Origin of the sequence: Roseovarius sp. MBR-6 (genome assembly GCF_040547525.1) — a bacterium.
Taxonomy (GTDB): Bacteria; Pseudomonadota; Alphaproteobacteria; order Rhodobacterales; family Rhodobacteraceae; genus Roseovarius.
The window spans coordinates 1-13,980 of record NZ_JBEPPW010000016.1; the positions used below are offsets into that span (position 1 = coordinate 1).

A 13,980-nucleotide genomic window follows, 5' to 3' on the forward strand; every position below is an offset into this window, starting at 1 on the left:
AGCAGGTCGCCCTTGCAGGCGATGAAGGACTGGCACAAACTCAAGCCGCAGTTGTTCAGGAAGAAGCCATACTACCTTCCGGGATGTGACAGCTAGTTTCGCCAGACAAGGAACGCTGTCTTTCACGTCAACTCTGTCCGATTGAGCGCGAGACAAAGGGTGTATAATTAGGGGGATAAGATAAAAGTGACCTATCATTTTTTCCATTAAAAACAGGAACTTGCCTGATTTTAATGGTGCCGCTTAGGTGACTCGAACACCTGACCCCATCATTACGAATGATGTGGGCTAGGAACCAACCCACTTGAAAACTAAGCGTTTTCCAGTGCGTCAGTTCGGCGTTGCAAGGATGTTGCAAGTCTGATGGTGCCCCAAGACGGACTCGAACCGCCGACCACCTATTTACGAAACAGGTGCTCTACCAACTGAGCTATTGGGGCTCGCGCGCTCATTTACCCGCTCACGGGCGCGAAGGCAAGCGGCCGGTTGAGCGGATTCCGAAGTTCACCGACAACGCGCCATGGAAGAAGATGCGCTGATCATCCTCGGGCTCTACCTGGTCATCGTCGCCATCTGGTGGCTGTGAACGAGTAAGGGCGCGCCGATGAACGGCCCGCCCTCTTGGCGACATGAGGATCATAGGAGCTGCTTTTACGCACCCCAATGATCGGTCCCATGCTGGTCTTGATCAAGCAGCCTTTGAGGTGTTGCGACGCTCAAGTTCTTCCATCTGACGCCCGATCTCCTCCCGCAACTCATCCAAATAGTCGACCAGCTTGTCGTGGCCGATGAGGTCGTGGACGAGGTAAATGCCCAAGCGGGTTTCGCCGATGCCGATATGGCCGCTGGTTGTCCAATAAAGGTCGCGGTGGCCTCCCTCGAGGAGTGCCGCAAGCGTCTCGCGCAGTACGCTATGGTAGAAATCGTCCATCTGTCAGTCTCCTGTGATCCCGCACGCACCGTGCTGCGGGTAGGAGCTGACCAGGAGGATATGAGCGATTCTGTTTCATGCCCCTGAGTATAGGGCCTCAAGCTCGATAGTCAAGAAAGTTGTGCAAAATCAGAGACTAAGGCGTTTAAACGCTGAGGTCCTCGACTCCTTCCAGTGCGGCCGCTAAAGAAGGAGCATGTCAGTTGATCCAAGAATTCTTGAACTTTGTGAGAAGGTTACGGCAAAGCGTCCGCGCACCGTGATCGACTTCATCTTGAAGCACGGCCAGGTCACAACCGATGACCTGCTCGAACTCGGCTATGCCCATGCCCCGCGCGCAGCCCGTGACGTTCGCGAACAGGGCGTCCCACTCGAAACCATCAGCGTGACGAGCGAGCGGTCAGGGCGGCGGATGGCGGCTTACGTCTTTGGCGATCCGGCGCAGATCAAGAATGGACGCATCGGTGGGCGCAAGGCGTTCTCGAAACCGTTCAAGGACAAGCTGATTGCCCTCTACGGTTCGCGCGAGGCGTTCACCAACGAGGTGATGGAAGGCCGCTATCTGCAAATCGACCACCGCGTTCCGTATGAGGTTGCGGGCGACGGTGCGCAGCATGAGGGCGACCCAGCCGAGTACATGCTTCTGGACGCATCAAGCCAGCGAGCGAAGTCTTGGTCATGCGAGGCTTGCGAGAACTGGAAAAGCATCCAGGACGAGGCGATCTGCCGATCCTGCCTTTGGGCGTTCCCAGAAGCCTACACCCATATCGCCATGCGCGAGATTCGCCGCGTTGACCTGCAATGTCAGGACGAGGAAGTCGCGGTGTTCGAGGCGTTGAAGGTGCGGGCAGATGCCGAAGGCACGACGGTCAGTGCGCTGCTCAAATCGCTAGCGCGAACTGCGTCGGGCCTCGGATGATCTCGGCATTCGGTTCTGCAAGACCCTCGGACATATAGAGGCTCTCGACCGTTTCCGCCTTCCTGCCCGATAGCGTCGCCTGTGACGACGTGCCCGCGTGCAGCAGCAGCCGCGTCATTGCGAGGTGATCAGGAAGCGGCGGTCCATATTCTTTCTCGCCTGTCATTCCGTCGTAGGACAGGGCGAACGGGATCGACCGGGCGTTGAGGCTCGCCAACCCTTCGATGAGCGGTTCCTGCGTCATCTGCTGGTGATACCGCTTGTCCCGTCCGACCGACGTTCCGAGATAGGGCGGGTCCATGTAGACGAAGTCCTGCGGCGTCGCGTCGGCGGTCGTTTCGAGCCAGTCACCGACCCGGAACTCTGTCTTGCCGCGCAGCAGCGACGACACCCCAAGGACGGCCTCGCGCATCTTCTCTGGGCGCATCCCAAGACGGCGCTTGTCCACCGACTGCGTGAAGGCACCATGTCGATTGAAGCGGACAGCGTTCTTGACGCATCGGCAGATCAGATAGAGCAGGTCGACCGGGTTCCGGTCCTCGTTGTATCGGTCGCGCACGCGGTTGAAATAGCCGAGGTCGCCTTCCTTCTGTCCCTCCCAGATCGTGCGATAAAGGGCAGCCGTCTCGTCAGGCAGCTCGACAATCGCTCGCTGCAACCGGACGATGGGTTCAAGGCTGTCCGAGATCACGAACCGGTCAGCAAGGCCACGGTGGGCCGCATAGATCGTCATGGCAGCGGAGCCGCAAAACGGCTCGTAGAAGGTCCGGCTGCTCGGGACATACTGTGCGATGACCGGAGCGAGCTTTCGCTTGCTTCCTTGGTACGGGATCGGGTGGGGCAGGTTCTGTTTCATTGTGTCCTTCTTATCTTTATCCACAACATCTCGTAAAGCATTCCTTCGGAATCGAGAGACAATCACCATTCTGCAAATTCCGGTTGAGCATCTCCGGGGACGGGTCCGATAAGCGAGTTATAGCGGAACAAACCGCGAACTAGCAACGGAGACTGACATGACCGACCTCATCAACCTGACCAAAACCGAACTGAACGCCCTGCTCGTCACGCCCCTGAACGCGTCCGCGCTGAAAAAGACCTCGAAGGCCGACCTCGTCGCCATGTTCGACGCGATGTCGACCACCGACGCGCTCGACGCTGATCTGCGCGATGCACGCGCCGACGACACGCCCCCGACCGAACCGACACTCGGCCAAGTCATCGACGGCCTGACCCCACTTGAGAAGGCAGTCGTTGTCGCCCACCTGGACGCCGGTATGGACTGCAACGGCGCGGAGACCCTCGACGCGATGCGGGCCGACAACATGACGTGGTCGGACGTCGCGGAGACATCGAAGCGCACGGGCCTGACCAAGAAGCAGGTCAACGGCGTCCTGTCGTCGCTGTCGACCAAGGGCCTTGTCGTCGTCGACTGCGACCCGGTCAACGGCGAAGGTCCTGTCCAGCAGGTGCTGTCGGACGAGGGGATCGTCGTCGCCTTTGAACTCCTGGCCGATGGCGTCGAGGCGAAGGCAACGATCAAGCCCAAGAAGCCGACGCCTGCGCCCAAGGCAGAGCGCAAGGCGCGTGTCCTCAAGGCGCACGTCTACTGCCAGCCCGTCGCAAAGCCGGAGCAGATCACGTCCCTCAAGGCCGGATCGAAGAAGCACCTGCTCGCCCAGGCCCTGCTCGGCGGCGCGACGATGGACGAGTTGATGGCTGCGACCGGCTGGAAGAAAGACGTCGTGTCGTCGGCCTTCCAATACGACATGAAGAACTCGGGCTTCGGGGTAGAACGTCGCGACGACCAGAAATACTACCTCCTGATGCCGAAGGGCCTCAAAGTGCTGCCCGTCATGGCGCAAGGCCAGACCCGCGCCGACGCCTTGGTCGCGGCCTGCCGCTGACTTCCGACTGATCGGTTGAGCGTCACCCCGAGTGGCGCTCACGCTCGCGAACGGCCCGCCATCGAGCGGGTCGTTTCCGTTTCAAAGGAGCACCACCATGATCACCGTCGAGTATGTCCTGGCCCTAGCCGGAACCCTTGCCCTCGCCATCGCCGTGGGTGATGTCGTGCAGCCCGCCCTGTCGAATTACCGTGCCGCGCTTGAGGCCGAGACAGCGGAGGCGCAGCAGCTCATCTTGGACCTGCAAGCCGCGTGCCCAGCGCCCGTGTCGCCATGATCGGGGTTCTGCTTGTCGTCCTCGGTATCGCCCTCGGCCTGTTTGCCGCCGCGCCAGAGCTGCCGCTCTATGTCCTTGAGGTCGTCTACTTCCATGCCGTCGTCGGGCGCGACTTGATCCAAGGCGTCGAGTTGGCCTCAAGCTGCGCCCGCGTGAGGGCGGGACTATGATCGCCGTCACCCTGACAGGGGATCGAGGGTGCGCCTACGTCACGCCCGCGCACGTCGCGGCTGTGATGCGCAACGAGACGACCAAATCGACCTGCATCCTGCTCGCGACGGGGCATGAGGTCTTCGTCCGGGAAGGCGTCGAGGCTGTCCGGGCGTTGTTGGAAGGCTTCCAACATTCCGGTGCAGATGGCTTCGCGGCTCGACTTATCGACGATGCACGGCCCGACGGGATCGGGTCGCAACCATCAACGGAGTATAGCTCATGAAGCAACTTCTGAAGACCTTCGTCCAGGACGAAAAAGGGTCCGTCGTCCAAACCGTTCTACTCGCAGCCGGCGGCGTCGGCCTCGCCATCGCTGTGTTTGGGTCGGGCTCGCCGCTCGACATTGGCACCAAGGGCGGGGAGCTCGGTGGCCAGTTCATCGCCGATTCCAACACGCTGCTGAACTGAAGGAGGACCTGATCATGAAAACCATCCAGAACCTCCTGCGTGAAGAGAGCGGCGCGACTGCTGTCGAATATGTTGCCATCACGGCGCTAGCGTCCGTCGGCATTCTCGCGTTCTTCGGCGGAATTGAGGGGAGCCTCGTCGGTGACGGGACGAACCCTGGCTCAGGTGTCGCGACGGGTATCGCGGACAAGCTCGACAACATCGCGACTGCGGGCGGCACGGGCGGCGGCACCGGCGACTGATCCGTGCATGGCGACGCGGCGCGTCCCTGGACGCTTACGAGAGAGGGGGCCGCGACCACGTCGCGGCCCCCTGTTCATTTCAACCACCGGAGACCACCATGAACCCTGAAATTCTACTCCTTGCGCCTCTGGGCGTCCTGTCCTGGATAGCCTGGACGGACCTCAACGAGGCGCGCATCTCGAACCAGCAGAACCTTGCGCTGCTCGGTGCCTCGCTCGCGGTCGTCGCAACGTCGGGCACCCCGACCCACTGGATCGCGTTCGGCATCGTCCTCGCGGCCTGTCTCTCCCTCTGGACAATGGCCGATGGCTTTGGGGGCGGCGATGCCAAGATGGTGCCGTCGGTCGCCCTCGCTATCGGGCCCGTGTTTCCGATCTTCCTCGCCGCTATGGCCTTCATCGGCATCCTGCTGAACGTCTACCGCTGGGCCCTGCCGTCGATCACCTGGAGACGCAAGACGGACATGATCCCGCTCGGCGTCGCGGCAGCACCTGCCTACGCGGTCGCGCTGCTGGCTGGAGGTGTGCTGTGAGGTATATCGCCATTTCCGTCTTGTTCGTCGGCCTCGGGCTGGCTGGCTTCGCGGCCATGCAGGCGCAAGCCATGATAACGCGCATCCAGGCCGAGAACACGGTCATCCAGGAAGTGCCGACTGTGCGCGTCGCGACGTTCGCGCAGGACCTGCCTCGCGGGCACCTGATCACTGAGGCGGACCTTGTCGTCGTCGAGTACACGGCATCAAGCGTCCCGCCTTCTGCTGTCCAGGAACTGCCGTCAGGGCAATGGCTCGCGCGCGATGTCGCCTCAGGCCAGCCTGTCCTTGCCCGTGACGTGTCGGTCGAACCTGTCGACCGCAGCGCCCAGTATATCCGCGTCCGTCGGGGTGCAGAAACCTCATGGGCCTGCGTCGCTTTCTGCCCGGATGAACCGTCATGAGCGCGTCTGTCATTCCGATGCCCGCGACGCATGAACCAGGGTGGGTCTACATCCTGGAGAACCCGTCGATCCCAGGGATGGTGAAGGTGGGCAGGACGACACGGTCGCCAGAGCTGCGCGCGCAGGAACTGCATGACACGAGCACGCCGACACCTTTCCGCGTCGCCCATTCGTGGGCGGTGGCCGATGTCGTGACGGCTGAGCGCACAGCGCACGCGGCGCTGGGTCGGTTCCGCGTGTCGTCCGACCGTGAGTGGTTCACGCTGCCCGCATCCCATGCAGCGACCTTGCTCAACAAGAGCCTCGGTGCGCGCGACGCCATGCGCGCGCCCAAACGGCGATTCCACCGCTTGCGCGTCGCGGTGGAGCTTTGGGGCTGGTTCTGCCTCGCCGCCTTCACTTTCGCGCTTATCACCAACGGAGGGACCACCCCATGACATTTCAACCCATCGACCAAGACCGTCTTTTCGCGCAACTCAGCGCGCGCGAGAATCCACCTGATCCGCGCTTGGGCCGCTTGCGCGCGTTGCACGCCCTTGGGCGCACGTTCGAGTTGCAAATCTTCATCGACGCGCAGCCACCCAGAACCGTCTTGTTCACCAAGGCCCCGACCCTGCTCGATGTCGCGGCGGCAATCGGTGACCTGAACCTGGACGACCATGTCGTGTCCCTGCGCATGACGACCCACTCCTTCGCGTCGTCGATCCCGGCCTTCCTGGATCACGCGCGGACGCCCAAGATCCATCAGGTGGTCGAACCGCTCGTCTTGACGTGGGAACAAATGGTGAACGAGGGGGCGCACGATGCCGCATGAGCAAGCAACCTTCCCGCCTTCGCCGTTGGGCCGTGGCCTACCTCAAGTTCTCGCTCGCCATGAACGCGCTCGCCGCTGTGGCGGCGTCACTATACCTCTTCTTCTGGCCGGGATGATCTTCACCTTCACGGCGTGCCTGTGGATGATCCACGATGCAACGGGTTGGGCCCCTATCAAGATCGACGCGCCCGCCGTGACGTTGCAGCCTCGGGAGGTGTGGGCATGACCTTCCAGCACCTTCGCACCTCCTTGCCCGTGCCGTCGCCGATCAAGCGCGGTGACGTGATCCCTCGGGCATGGCTCGCCCTGCCGCGCTCGAAGGCGGAAGCCATCGTCCGCAACCTGCCGTGGTACCTGCCTGACCGGCTCGAATGTTCGCGCGGTCATATCTCGATCTACCGCGTCACGTCGTCAGGCTGTCCCGCGTGCAAGCAGGAGGGCTCATCGAAGCAGTACCGCGAACGTCACCCCGCCACCAATATCGGGGAGTGAGACGGGGCCTGCAATCCCACTCAAGGAGCAGAGCCCCAGAGGGGTCCGGGCGCTGGTGGTCGCCTGGGCCCCTCACTCGTTTAAACGCCCCCGCAGCAGCGCCCGCGTGAGGCGGGGCAAGTGTGCTGCCCCATCACGGTACCCGCGAACCCCCAGACACCGCCTAGCGCCTCAAAAAACGTGGGTCGCTCGTCGTGTTCATCGGGCAACGACGGGCGCAGCCGCAACGAGCGCGACGAGAGCGCGGGTTTCAGTACCAGTTCTTGAGCCGATGGACGCCAACCTGCGACGTTTCCAGGTGCGTGATCTTTAGGTAGGCCAGCGCCAGCGCAATCGCGCGGTCGGCGTGGTGTCCCTTGCCGCCGCCCTGGAGCACAAGGTTCCCGCTCGATGTCGAGGCCAGCTCGAACGAGGCGACCTCATTCAGCAGGTCCTGCTTCTGAGGCAGGTTGTCCGCGATGGTCAGGTTCCCCGTTTCGATCCCAACGGCCATGTTCTCGAGCAGCAGCGACTTCGCGCATGTCACGTCCCGGCCCTTTTTGGACAGGTTCGCGCCCGCCGTCATGACCACGGCCCAGTGTTCGATTCCAGCCTGCGTGAGGACATTCGAGAACGGCTGCCCAAGACCCGATGCGTCGATGGTCAAGTCCCAGTTTGGAATCTGATCCAGGCGACGCGCCAGATAGTCGGCAATGTCGGTGTAGGAGTAGAGCTGCACCGTCTCCTGGAACACGACGGTTGACCGCCGGGGCCCAAGGCGTTGCTCAAAGCCTCGACCTGTGAACTCGGGGTAGGCCTCATCGCGGACGACGACGATAGCGGTCGGGTCGTTGCGCCCAAGGTCGAGACCGATCGAGTGACGGCACCATCCGAAAACTGCTGTCCCTGCTGCTGCGGGGTCCGCGTTCGACGGGAGCGCGATGCGGCCATCCGGGAGGTGTTGGTAGGCCTGCGTCATGTCAGCTCCAAGGCAAGGACGTCTTTGTTGCTCGCCCGCTCCAGGCTGTCCCAGGCGATCAAGGGCGTCCCCGAACCGATGAACTCGCAGAGGTGCTCGCGCCGGAAGGTGGTTTCGGACATCGTGGCCTTGTCGAAGGCGACCTGCGCCGCGCGCCTCGGGATGTCGATGGATCGCGCCGTGATGCGTCGCACTGTCTTCCCAGACACCCAAGTGTCGTAGAAATACCCCTGCCGCAAGTTCGGGGTGGAGAGCAGGAAGATTCGACCCGACTCCTTCCGCATGGGGAAGAAGGCGGTCAGCGCGTCGTCCTGCAAGAAGCAGGCCTCATCTGCCAGGATCGTGTCGGCTGTCATACCGCGCGCCTGGTCAGTCGCAGGCACGACGATGATCCGGCCACCGTGCCGGGGGTGTGCTTCAAGCTCGGTCTGGGTCTGGCGCACGATGGGCGGGCAGAAGGGGTCCGTATTCTTGAACTCAAGGATGCGCCGGAAAAGCTCCGTCGACTGCCGCAGCGACGGCGCGGTCAGGATCACCACCTTGCCCTTGGAGAAATCGTCATAGGCGAGACAGCCGCAGGTCGTCGACTTGCCCGACTGGCGCCCGCACAGCGCCTGCACCATCCGGTCCGCTTCGTTGGCGTTCGGGTCGGTGCGCAGCAGCTCGATCTGCCAAGGGTCGGGCTCCCCGATGGCAAGCCGGAACCGTTCGACCGGGTCGAGGCTGACCGTCAGGCCTTGCAGGAACCCAAGAAGGTGCTTGTCATGGATCATGGCAGCGCCTTCGCGTCGATCACTTGCAGGACGTGCATCTCTTTGAGGAAGTCGGCCTTCGCCTCTGGATGCCGATCCAGGACGTGCAGGATGATCTGGCGCAGTTGGATGAACTGCGGGCTCTCGTTCAGGTTCAGCGATATGTCGATCTTGCGGTTCAGCTTGCCCTGTAGATCGGCCAGCGACATGAGCGCCTGTCGAACCTCTTTCAGGGTGCCGAGCTGGATCATCTTGTCGTCGTCACCGCGTGCCGCCGAGAGCAGCGTCTTCAACTCGTGCAGGACCCACTTCAAGTCCTTCTCCGTGTCTTCGCCCAGGTCGTTGACGAGCGCCGCGTTGCGCGTGGCCTCGGCAATCTTGGAATCGTGCGCCGCCTGGGCAAGGATGCCCAGGCGTTCCTCCTCCGTGACCGTGCGCATGAACCGAGACACCGACGTGTCCGAAACCAGCATCTCCCGCGAGACCTGGAGCATCGACTTCCGACCCAGAACGACGTCGCGGACGATCTCGTCGCGCTTGGCCTTCGGGAGCTGGTCGAGCTTGTGCTGTCTGGGGGAGCGTTGCGCCTTCATGCGTCGGGCACGATCTCAAGATTGACGCCCTGGTCAGCGGCGAGTTTTTTCGCGGCGGCATATGCCTTCACATTGCGCGCATCGGACCGCTTGAGGCGCACGGGTTCACCTTCCTTGCGGAACGTCCCGTCCTTGTTCAGCCGGTCGCGCTGCTGCTGATCGGCAGCGGCCAGCAGCTTGCTCATGGGGTCGTCTTTCGACTTGGACAGCTTCTCCAGGAGTTCATCGTTCTTTTTCACGATGCCCTGGATTTGTTCCTCGACCTGTTTCTGGAGGGCGGGAAGCAGGGCTTCTGCAAGCTTCGGGCCCAAGGCGTCGATCAGGGCTTGGGCTTGGTTGTCGTTCTGTTCGGTCATGGTCGGTGCTCCTTAAATGCGAACGAGGCGGGGCTAGGCCCCACCTCGTTGCATTTCACCACAAGGAGCAGGCCTCACCCACAGAACGACATTCGCGCCCATCAGGCGCACGCTGCAACCGCGAGATCAGGTAGTACCTTGCAAAGCCGATACTCCGGCGCGTCGCGTTCGACGATCCCCTCCGCCATCAGTTCGTTGAGGCGTGCCCGGATCGTGCAAGTATCGGCCTCCCCGTCGATGTCGAACAAGATTTCCCTGATCGAACGGGGCCCCCCTTTCAGAGATTCCAGAATGCGGTCGCGTAGAGTTTCTTTCAGCACAGCGACGCGGCTTCGAGGCGGTGGCGGACGGCGGATCGGCCCCGGTGTCGGCGCAGCGCGTTCGGCGCATAGGTTGCGCCACGCGGCCCGGGTATACTCAACACTCCTCTGCATCACAGACACGGTGTTTCCGCCGAACAGGCGCGCGTGGGCTGTCAGCGTGTCGTCGCCGTCCAGGAAGGCGAGGACCTTTAGGCGCATTTCGCCTGCGTCGATGTCCACAACGTCGCACCACGCCTTCCGTGATGCCGCCCAGGGGCCCGACGTGTCGGTCAGGAAGCGAAGGTTCTCCTTCACGTCCTGCTCCCCTGGCTGGGCGTCGGAGCCCGTGTTCGAGATTGCGGCGAACAGGTCCAGGATGGCCCGGTTCAGGACAGCAGAGGCAAGGCGCTGGGCGGAGGATGAGTGGCGGTCGAAGGTCGGGTCTTCAATCCACATGGTATCAAACTGCTCCTCCGGCAATGACGGTCAGGATGGGGTCGTTGCCGTCGGATTCGATCATCTCCTTCTCGTCGTCCAAGGCGCGATTGACGTCCATCAACTCACCCTTCTTGAGGTTCATCAGCAGGGTGTCGTGAGAGATTGCGCCCGCCTGCCAAGCCTTGATCAGAGCGGTGAGGACCGTAGGGTCCATCTGGCCTGTCACGAAGTCGCGGTGCAGGTAGACCTTCACCTGGTCAGCGGTGCCAGGTTGCGTCCATTCGGCGGCGATGCGCAGCAGCTTCCGCATTGCCGCCTCGACCATGACGACGGACGAGTGGAGCAAGGACAGTTCGGAGCGGTGGCGCAGCTTGGCTGTGTCCGTCGTTTCGTTGCGCCCCTTCCCGTCATAGACCATGCGCGCGCCCAGGGTCGCCATCTGGTTCACCTTGTCGTCCATCGCGGTCTTCTGGGCCGCGATGCCAGCGCCCGTGAACTCAAGCATCCCGCAGGTCGATCCTTCCGGCAGTTGCCAGAGTGCTCCTGCGCCGATGGTCTGCGGCACCTTGTCCGCTGGAATTGACCCCGCCACCCAGGGCGTCGGCTGGGCTGTTAGGTAGAGTGCGTGCTCGTAGTCAGCCGAGTTGCGCCAATGGGCGAGGTTGACGTTGACGAGGTCCAGGAAAGGCGGCTTCTCGATGTCGGCCTTGAGGTTGTAGGGGCTGACGATGCACACCGGAATCTCGAACAGGGGCGACCCGTTCACCGTCGGGATTACATCTTCCCCGACCTGCACTTCCTCAATGGCCGTCGACTGGTCGGCTTTCCGCCTGGCCGTGACGTGCAAGCGGCGCACGGTGTAGGCGGGCTCCAGGGTCAGCAGCAGATGCTGTTCGACCCCCTGATCTTCCAGGTCCGCGTTGTCCTCGTGCAGACGGATCATGGTCAGGGTCTGCTTGCCGTTGACCAGAGTCTCCTGCCAGTCAAGGATGTGCTCCGCGTCGAAGGCAGAAATGAACGGCGCGGACCCTGGGCTGGCTGCTTCTGCCGGGTAGTCGAGGACGAGGGCATAGCGCCCGAGCGACATGACCTCCCGCAACGTGTCTTCGATCAGAACGCCAATCGGGTTTCCCTCGAACGTCGCGGCATCCCGCATCGGTTCAAGGCGCGGGGGCAGTTCCAGGATAGGTTCGTTCCGCGTGGCTGCGCCGACAAGGCCGCGCAACGTGCGCTCGGCAACGGCGTAGAAGGCTGCGCCCTTCAGGTAGTCCTGGTATTGCTGCGCTGACATGCCAGACGGGCGGCGCAGATACAGTTCGCCCGAACCCTTCAGGCAATCCTCGCCTTCGATCACGTCGCGGATCTTGTCATACTCCTGGCGGCGGCGGCCGTAGGAGCGGTGATTGATTCTGGTCATGCTTGCTCCATGATCTCAATGGCGTCCTGCGCGATGATCGACCACGGAAGGTCGAAGTGGGCGTCCTGCCCGACGACGCGAACGCGAACGCCAAAAGTCATCTTGTCTGCCAAGACGCCGTGCAGTTCGCGGCGCGGCTGATGATCCGCGGCCTTGAAGGCTGCGAGGATCAGGGCCTTTGCGTCGTCGGCCTGGATCGGCAGGGGCAGGTTGGTCGCGAAGTGGATGTCCACGCAGTTCAGGGCGCACTTCGTGCCCCTGTCGATGATCGAAAACTTAGGGTTGCTCATGTGAGGCCTCCGAGGATGTGGTCGACCAGGTTTCGGGCTCCAGATGCCCGTCTGGAGGGCGCACAACCTGGCCGATATTCAGTGCGCTAGTGCGAACGTAAGAAGAACACGCGCGACTGTCGCGGACAGAACAAGGTGGAATGGGGTGCGCTGGCGAAAAACCGAGGTCTTCAGCAGCGGGCGCATGAGGCGGGTCAAAGGCCCTGGGCCCTGTCATGGTACCCGCTGACCCAGGATACCGCCTGGCTGGCGAGCTGGCTGCGGCGCTTGGGCGGTTGCGGGTGGTGCGTCGGGTGCGGGGTCAGGGTGGCGGTGGGGAAAACCGTGGAATTGTGATCTTCTATATCGGCCTGGGGCCCGGTCCCGCTGCTGTCAGAAAGGGGGTGTCGGGCGTCGATCCCCTGTCAGTCTTGCAATCGTGCGCGCGTTGCAAGGACCTGCCCATGATTAGGCGTTGCTGATCAATGGGATAGGATACCAGAGCCCATCATTCGGTATGATCTGACCAGGGAAAAGGTGGAGAGGACGGATGTCTTCCACTCGCCAGGCAGGCTGTCGCGACGCGATGACCAAGGCTTTACGCGTGCGCACGCGCGCGATGTTTCACATTCACCTGGGGTTGATCATCCAGCGAGCACGAGCATACCTGGATCACGACGCGCAACGTCTTGGAATCACGCAACAACCACCTTGTTACCTGCATCGCCTTAGTTGATGCGCGCGCCTTGCAACCCATTGAAACACATAGAATACTGCTCCATAGCCCTAATATATCGGTTTGCGGACGCAGGCCCATTTTACCCCACCTAACCATCTATAAAATAACAGAAAACTACCTGCTGCCCTAATTATCTGCGTCCTGCACAAGGGTTTTAGATTCTCGAGCGTCAGACCCTCTTACGCGTATAGCTGCCCGCAGGTGCAACCTCCCGCACCACGAACTTGCCCCCGCGCCATATCACGCAATGCAGCCGCCCCGTCCTATCCGTCTTCTGCGCGGCCTTCTGACATGCGGGACCAGGATCACCTTCGACCACGACCGACGTCGCGCGGAACTGACCGTTGCCCATGACATGATGCAAGCGGCCCGTGTCCCTGATCTTCTGGGCGGCGCTGTCGAACCTCTGCTCCCAGACGGTCCTGTCGTCGACCGGATGCAATCTTGGACGACCAGGACCGCGCCCCTCCTGACACGCGACGCAGGCACGCGTCCGCATCACGCGCGGCGACACATGGCCTTCCTCGCAGCGCTTGCCCGTGAAGTAGAGGCGCTGCTTCAGGTGCTTCGCCCAGCCAGCCGTCGCGGGCAGCTGGGCCCACTCTGGATGCCCTGCCTTCTGCGCTGCCGCCTCTCGCGCCCGTTGTTCCGCAGCCGCCATCTCGGCGTTCAATGCGATCCGCTCTGCTTCATTCACTGGCGATGCTCCCCCAGGAAGGCGATCAGGTCGGCTTTCTGGTACCGGACGATGCGGGAGTTGATCTGGGAATACTTGGGCCCCCAGCCATCCTTGCGCCAACGGTAGAGGGTTTCGGTTGTCACGCCGACGAACTCAGCAGCCTCTCCAGGCGTCATGACTTCGGGCGGGTTCGTGCGCGCAATCAGGCTGCGCAGGTCGTCGATCTGACGACTCAGGTTCTCATAGGACATGTGATGGGCTCCAACGGTTGCAGTGAGGCCCCGTTGCCGAGGCTGATTTCTCTCTGCGTGCTGTCGCGCGCCTCCCTGCCCCCTCGGGG

General features: G+C 62.3%; 24 protein-coding genes and 1 tRNA gene. 13 read left to right on the top strand and 12 right to left on the bottom strand.

All coding sequences use genetic code 11. From position 1 onward, the window contains the following. Nucleotides 1–364: 364 nt before the first annotated feature. A tRNA-Thr gene (locus ABIE57_RS16210) sits at nucleotides 365–440 on the bottom strand. Between ABIE57_RS16210 and ABIE57_RS16215 the strand changes: the two genes are divergently transcribed. Then, on the top strand, nucleotides 414–539 hold the full coding sequence (locus ABIE57_RS16215; protein WP_354540070.1) for a hypothetical protein: 126 nt from the start codon (nucleotides 414–416) through the stop codon (nucleotides 537–539). The two genes, ABIE57_RS16210 and ABIE57_RS16215, sit on opposite strands and share 27 nt — an antisense overlap. A 149-nt stretch (nucleotides 540–688) precedes the next feature. On the opposite strand, the gene ABIE57_RS16220 is transcribed toward ABIE57_RS16215, so the two are convergent. After that, nucleotides 689–931: a hypothetical protein gene (locus ABIE57_RS16220; RefSeq protein ID WP_354540071.1), complete on the bottom strand. Its 243-nt coding sequence runs from the start codon at nucleotides 929–931 to the stop codon at nucleotides 689–691. A 259-nt stretch (nucleotides 932–1,190) separates the two neighbouring features. Between ABIE57_RS16220 and ABIE57_RS16225 the strand changes: the two genes are divergently transcribed. Then, on the top strand, nucleotides 1,191–1,850 hold the full coding sequence (locus ABIE57_RS16225) for a hypothetical protein (protein ID WP_354540072.1): 660 nt from the start codon (nucleotides 1,191–1,193) through the stop codon (nucleotides 1,848–1,850). On the opposite strand, the gene ABIE57_RS16230 is transcribed toward ABIE57_RS16225, so the two are convergent. Continuing rightward, nucleotides 1,813–2,706: a DNA adenine methylase gene (locus ABIE57_RS16230; protein WP_354540073.1), complete on the bottom strand. Its 894-nt coding sequence runs from the start codon at nucleotides 2,704–2,706 to the stop codon at nucleotides 1,813–1,815. The genes ABIE57_RS16225 and ABIE57_RS16230 overlap by 38 nt on opposite strands. A gap of 157 nt (nucleotides 2,707–2,863) precedes the next feature. On the opposite strand from ABIE57_RS16230, the gene ABIE57_RS16235 reads away from it, so the two are divergent. The 11 genes from ABIE57_RS16235 (at nucleotide 2,864) to ABIE57_RS16285 (ending at nucleotide 7,137) form a co-directional block, all read left to right on the top strand. Beyond that, nucleotides 2,864–3,754 carry a hypothetical protein gene (locus ABIE57_RS16235; protein ID WP_354540074.1) on the top strand — a complete coding sequence of 297 codons (891 nt, stop codon included), beginning with the start codon at nucleotides 2,864–2,866 and terminating at the stop codon, nucleotides 3,752–3,754. A gap of 97 nt (nucleotides 3,755–3,851) precedes the next feature. Beyond that, a complete protein-coding gene (locus ABIE57_RS16240; RefSeq protein ID WP_354540075.1) occupies nucleotides 3,852–4,031 on the top strand; it encodes a hypothetical protein in 180 nt (59 codons plus the stop codon). Then, a complete protein-coding gene (locus ABIE57_RS16245; protein ID WP_354540076.1) occupies nucleotides 4,028–4,201 on the top strand; it encodes a hypothetical protein in 174 nt (57 codons plus the stop codon). The genes ABIE57_RS16240 and ABIE57_RS16245 overlap by 4 nt, the downstream gene beginning before the upstream one ends. Beyond that, complete coding sequence (locus tag ABIE57_RS16250) at nucleotides 4,198–4,467, top strand: hypothetical protein (RefSeq protein ID WP_354540077.1); 270 nt, start codon at nucleotides 4,198–4,200, stop codon at nucleotides 4,465–4,467. Before ABIE57_RS16245 ends, ABIE57_RS16250 begins: the two co-directional genes overlap by 4 nt. Further along, entirely contained in the window at nucleotides 4,464–4,652 is a 189-nt protein-coding gene (locus ABIE57_RS16255; protein ID WP_354540078.1) for a hypothetical protein, read from the top strand. The genes ABIE57_RS16250 and ABIE57_RS16255 overlap by 4 nt, the downstream gene beginning before the upstream one ends. A gap of 14 nt (nucleotides 4,653–4,666) precedes the next feature. After that, complete coding sequence (locus tag ABIE57_RS16260; RefSeq protein WP_354540079.1) at nucleotides 4,667–4,894, top strand: Flp family type IVb pilin; 228 nt, start codon at nucleotides 4,667–4,669, stop codon at nucleotides 4,892–4,894. Nucleotides 4,895–4,992: 98 nt separating this feature from the next. Then, on the top strand, nucleotides 4,993–5,427 hold the full coding sequence (locus ABIE57_RS16265) for a prepilin peptidase (protein ID WP_354540080.1): 435 nt from the start codon (nucleotides 4,993–4,995) through the stop codon (nucleotides 5,425–5,427). Continuing rightward, nucleotides 5,424–5,831, top strand: coding sequence for an SAF domain-containing protein (locus ABIE57_RS16270; RefSeq protein ID WP_354540081.1), 408 nt, complete (start codon nucleotides 5,424–5,426; stop codon nucleotides 5,829–5,831). The genes ABIE57_RS16265 and ABIE57_RS16270 overlap by 4 nt, the downstream gene beginning before the upstream one ends. Next, complete coding sequence (locus ABIE57_RS16275; RefSeq protein WP_354540082.1) at nucleotides 5,828–6,268, top strand: GIY-YIG nuclease family protein; 441 nt, start codon at nucleotides 5,828–5,830, stop codon at nucleotides 6,266–6,268. The genes ABIE57_RS16270 and ABIE57_RS16275 overlap by 4 nt, the downstream gene beginning before the upstream one ends. Beyond that, nucleotides 6,265–6,645: a hypothetical protein gene (locus tag ABIE57_RS16280; RefSeq protein WP_354540083.1), complete on the top strand. Its 381-nt coding sequence runs from the start codon at nucleotides 6,265–6,267 to the stop codon at nucleotides 6,643–6,645. Before ABIE57_RS16275 ends, ABIE57_RS16280 begins: the two co-directional genes overlap by 4 nt. A 222-nt stretch (nucleotides 6,646–6,867) precedes the next feature. Then, nucleotides 6,868–7,137, top strand: coding sequence for a hypothetical protein (locus tag ABIE57_RS16285; RefSeq protein WP_354540084.1), 270 nt, complete (start codon nucleotides 6,868–6,870; stop codon nucleotides 7,135–7,137). Between the two features lie 250 nt (nucleotides 7,138–7,387). Here the strand turns inward: ABIE57_RS16285 and ABIE57_RS16290 are convergent, their stop codons facing one another. The 9 genes from ABIE57_RS16290 to ABIE57_RS16330 form a co-directional block, all read right to left on the bottom strand. Next, nucleotides 7,388–8,095 (bottom strand): hypothetical protein, encoded by a 708-nt coding sequence (locus tag ABIE57_RS16290; protein WP_354540085.1) that lies wholly within the window; start codon nucleotides 8,093–8,095, stop codon nucleotides 7,388–7,390. Next, on the bottom strand, nucleotides 8,092–8,868 hold the full coding sequence (locus tag ABIE57_RS16295; RefSeq protein ID WP_354540086.1) for a terminase large subunit domain-containing protein: 777 nt from the start codon (nucleotides 8,866–8,868) through the stop codon (nucleotides 8,092–8,094). Before ABIE57_RS16295 ends, ABIE57_RS16290 begins: the two co-directional genes overlap by 4 nt. After that, the gene (locus ABIE57_RS16300) at nucleotides 8,865–9,440 is read right to left on the bottom strand and encodes a hypothetical protein (RefSeq protein WP_354540087.1); all 576 of its coding nucleotides are present in this window, start codon (nucleotides 9,438–9,440) and stop codon (nucleotides 8,865–8,867) included. The genes ABIE57_RS16295 and ABIE57_RS16300 overlap by 4 nt, the downstream gene beginning before the upstream one ends. Further along, nucleotides 9,437–9,796, bottom strand: a complete 360-nt coding sequence (locus ABIE57_RS16305; RefSeq protein WP_354540088.1) for a hypothetical protein — start codon at nucleotides 9,794–9,796, stop codon at nucleotides 9,437–9,439. Before ABIE57_RS16305 ends, ABIE57_RS16300 begins: the two co-directional genes overlap by 4 nt. Before the next feature lie 101 nt (nucleotides 9,797–9,897). After that, the gene (locus tag ABIE57_RS16310; RefSeq protein WP_354540089.1) at nucleotides 9,898–10,554 is read right to left on the bottom strand and encodes a hypothetical protein; all 657 of its coding nucleotides are present in this window, start codon (nucleotides 10,552–10,554) and stop codon (nucleotides 9,898–9,900) included. A 4-nt stretch (nucleotides 10,555–10,558) separates the two neighbouring features. Further along, a complete protein-coding gene (locus ABIE57_RS16315; RefSeq protein ID WP_354540090.1) occupies nucleotides 10,559–11,953 on the bottom strand; it encodes a DUF4055 domain-containing protein in 1,395 nt (464 codons plus the stop codon). Further along, nucleotides 11,950–12,243, bottom strand: coding sequence for a hypothetical protein (locus tag ABIE57_RS16320; RefSeq protein ID WP_354540091.1), 294 nt, complete (start codon nucleotides 12,241–12,243; stop codon nucleotides 11,950–11,952). Before ABIE57_RS16320 ends, ABIE57_RS16315 begins: the two co-directional genes overlap by 4 nt. 887 nt (nucleotides 12,244–13,130) lie before the next feature. After that, nucleotides 13,131–13,658, bottom strand: a complete 528-nt coding sequence (locus ABIE57_RS16325; protein ID WP_354540092.1) for a hypothetical protein — start codon at nucleotides 13,656–13,658, stop codon at nucleotides 13,131–13,133. Then, on the bottom strand, nucleotides 13,655–13,891 hold the full coding sequence (locus ABIE57_RS16330; protein ID WP_354540093.1) for a helix-turn-helix transcriptional regulator: 237 nt from the start codon (nucleotides 13,889–13,891) through the stop codon (nucleotides 13,655–13,657). Before ABIE57_RS16330 ends, ABIE57_RS16325 begins: the two co-directional genes overlap by 4 nt. Between the last annotated feature and the right edge of the window lie 89 nt (nucleotides 13,892–13,980).

What these genes read in the sequence shown, in the direction of transcription:
- ABIE57_RS16220 (WP_354540071.1), bottom strand. Translation starts at nt 931, where the DNA reads ATGGACGATTTCTACCATAGCGTACTGCGCGAGACGCTTGCGGCACTC.
- ABIE57_RS16230 (WP_354540073.1), bottom strand. Translation starts at nt 2,706, where the DNA reads ATGAAACAGAACCTGCCCCACCCGATCCCGTACCAAGGAAGCAAGCGA.
- ABIE57_RS16235 (WP_354540074.1), top strand. Translation starts at nt 2,864, where the DNA reads ATGACCGACCTCATCAACCTGACCAAAACCGAACTGAACGCCCTGCTC.
- ABIE57_RS16240 (WP_354540075.1), top strand. Translation starts at nt 3,852, where the DNA reads ATGATCACCGTCGAGTATGTCCTGGCCCTAGCCGGAACCCTTGCCCTC.
- ABIE57_RS16245 (WP_354540076.1), top strand. Translation starts at nt 4,028, where the DNA reads ATGATCGGGGTTCTGCTTGTCGTCCTCGGTATCGCCCTCGGCCTGTTT.
- ABIE57_RS16250 (WP_354540077.1), top strand. Translation starts at nt 4,198, where the DNA reads ATGATCGCCGTCACCCTGACAGGGGATCGAGGGTGCGCCTACGTCACG.
- ABIE57_RS16255 (WP_354540078.1), top strand. Translation starts at nt 4,464, where the DNA reads ATGAAGCAACTTCTGAAGACCTTCGTCCAGGACGAAAAAGGGTCCGTC.
- ABIE57_RS16260 (WP_354540079.1), top strand. Translation starts at nt 4,667, where the DNA reads ATGAAAACCATCCAGAACCTCCTGCGTGAAGAGAGCGGCGCGACTGCT.
- ABIE57_RS16265 (WP_354540080.1), top strand. Translation starts at nt 4,993, where the DNA reads ATGAACCCTGAAATTCTACTCCTTGCGCCTCTGGGCGTCCTGTCCTGG.
- ABIE57_RS16275 (WP_354540082.1), top strand. Translation starts at nt 5,828, where the DNA reads ATGAGCGCGTCTGTCATTCCGATGCCCGCGACGCATGAACCAGGGTGG.
- ABIE57_RS16280 (WP_354540083.1), top strand. Translation starts at nt 6,265, where the DNA reads ATGACATTTCAACCCATCGACCAAGACCGTCTTTTCGCGCAACTCAGC.
- ABIE57_RS16285 (WP_354540084.1), top strand. Translation starts at nt 6,868, where the DNA reads ATGACCTTCCAGCACCTTCGCACCTCCTTGCCCGTGCCGTCGCCGATC.
- ABIE57_RS16290 (WP_354540085.1), bottom strand. Translation starts at nt 8,095, where the DNA reads ATGACGCAGGCCTACCAACACCTCCCGGATGGCCGCATCGCGCTCCCG.
- ABIE57_RS16295 (WP_354540086.1), bottom strand. Translation starts at nt 8,868, where the DNA reads ATGATCCATGACAAGCACCTTCTTGGGTTCCTGCAAGGCCTGACGGTC.
- ABIE57_RS16300 (WP_354540087.1), bottom strand. Translation starts at nt 9,440, where the DNA reads ATGAAGGCGCAACGCTCCCCCAGACAGCACAAGCTCGACCAGCTCCCG.
- ABIE57_RS16305 (WP_354540088.1), bottom strand. Translation starts at nt 9,796, where the DNA reads ATGACCGAACAGAACGACAACCAAGCCCAAGCCCTGATCGACGCCTTG.
- ABIE57_RS16310 (WP_354540089.1), bottom strand. Translation starts at nt 10,554, where the DNA reads ATGTGGATTGAAGACCCGACCTTCGACCGCCACTCATCCTCCGCCCAG.
- ABIE57_RS16315 (WP_354540090.1), bottom strand. Translation starts at nt 11,953, where the DNA reads ATGACCAGAATCAATCACCGCTCCTACGGCCGCCGCCGCCAGGAGTAT.
- ABIE57_RS16320 (WP_354540091.1), bottom strand. Translation starts at nt 12,243, where the DNA reads ATGAGCAACCCTAAGTTTTCGATCATCGACAGGGGCACGAAGTGCGCC.
- ABIE57_RS16330 (WP_354540093.1), bottom strand. Translation starts at nt 13,891, where the DNA reads ATGTCCTATGAGAACCTGAGTCGTCAGATCGACGACCTGCGCAGCCTG.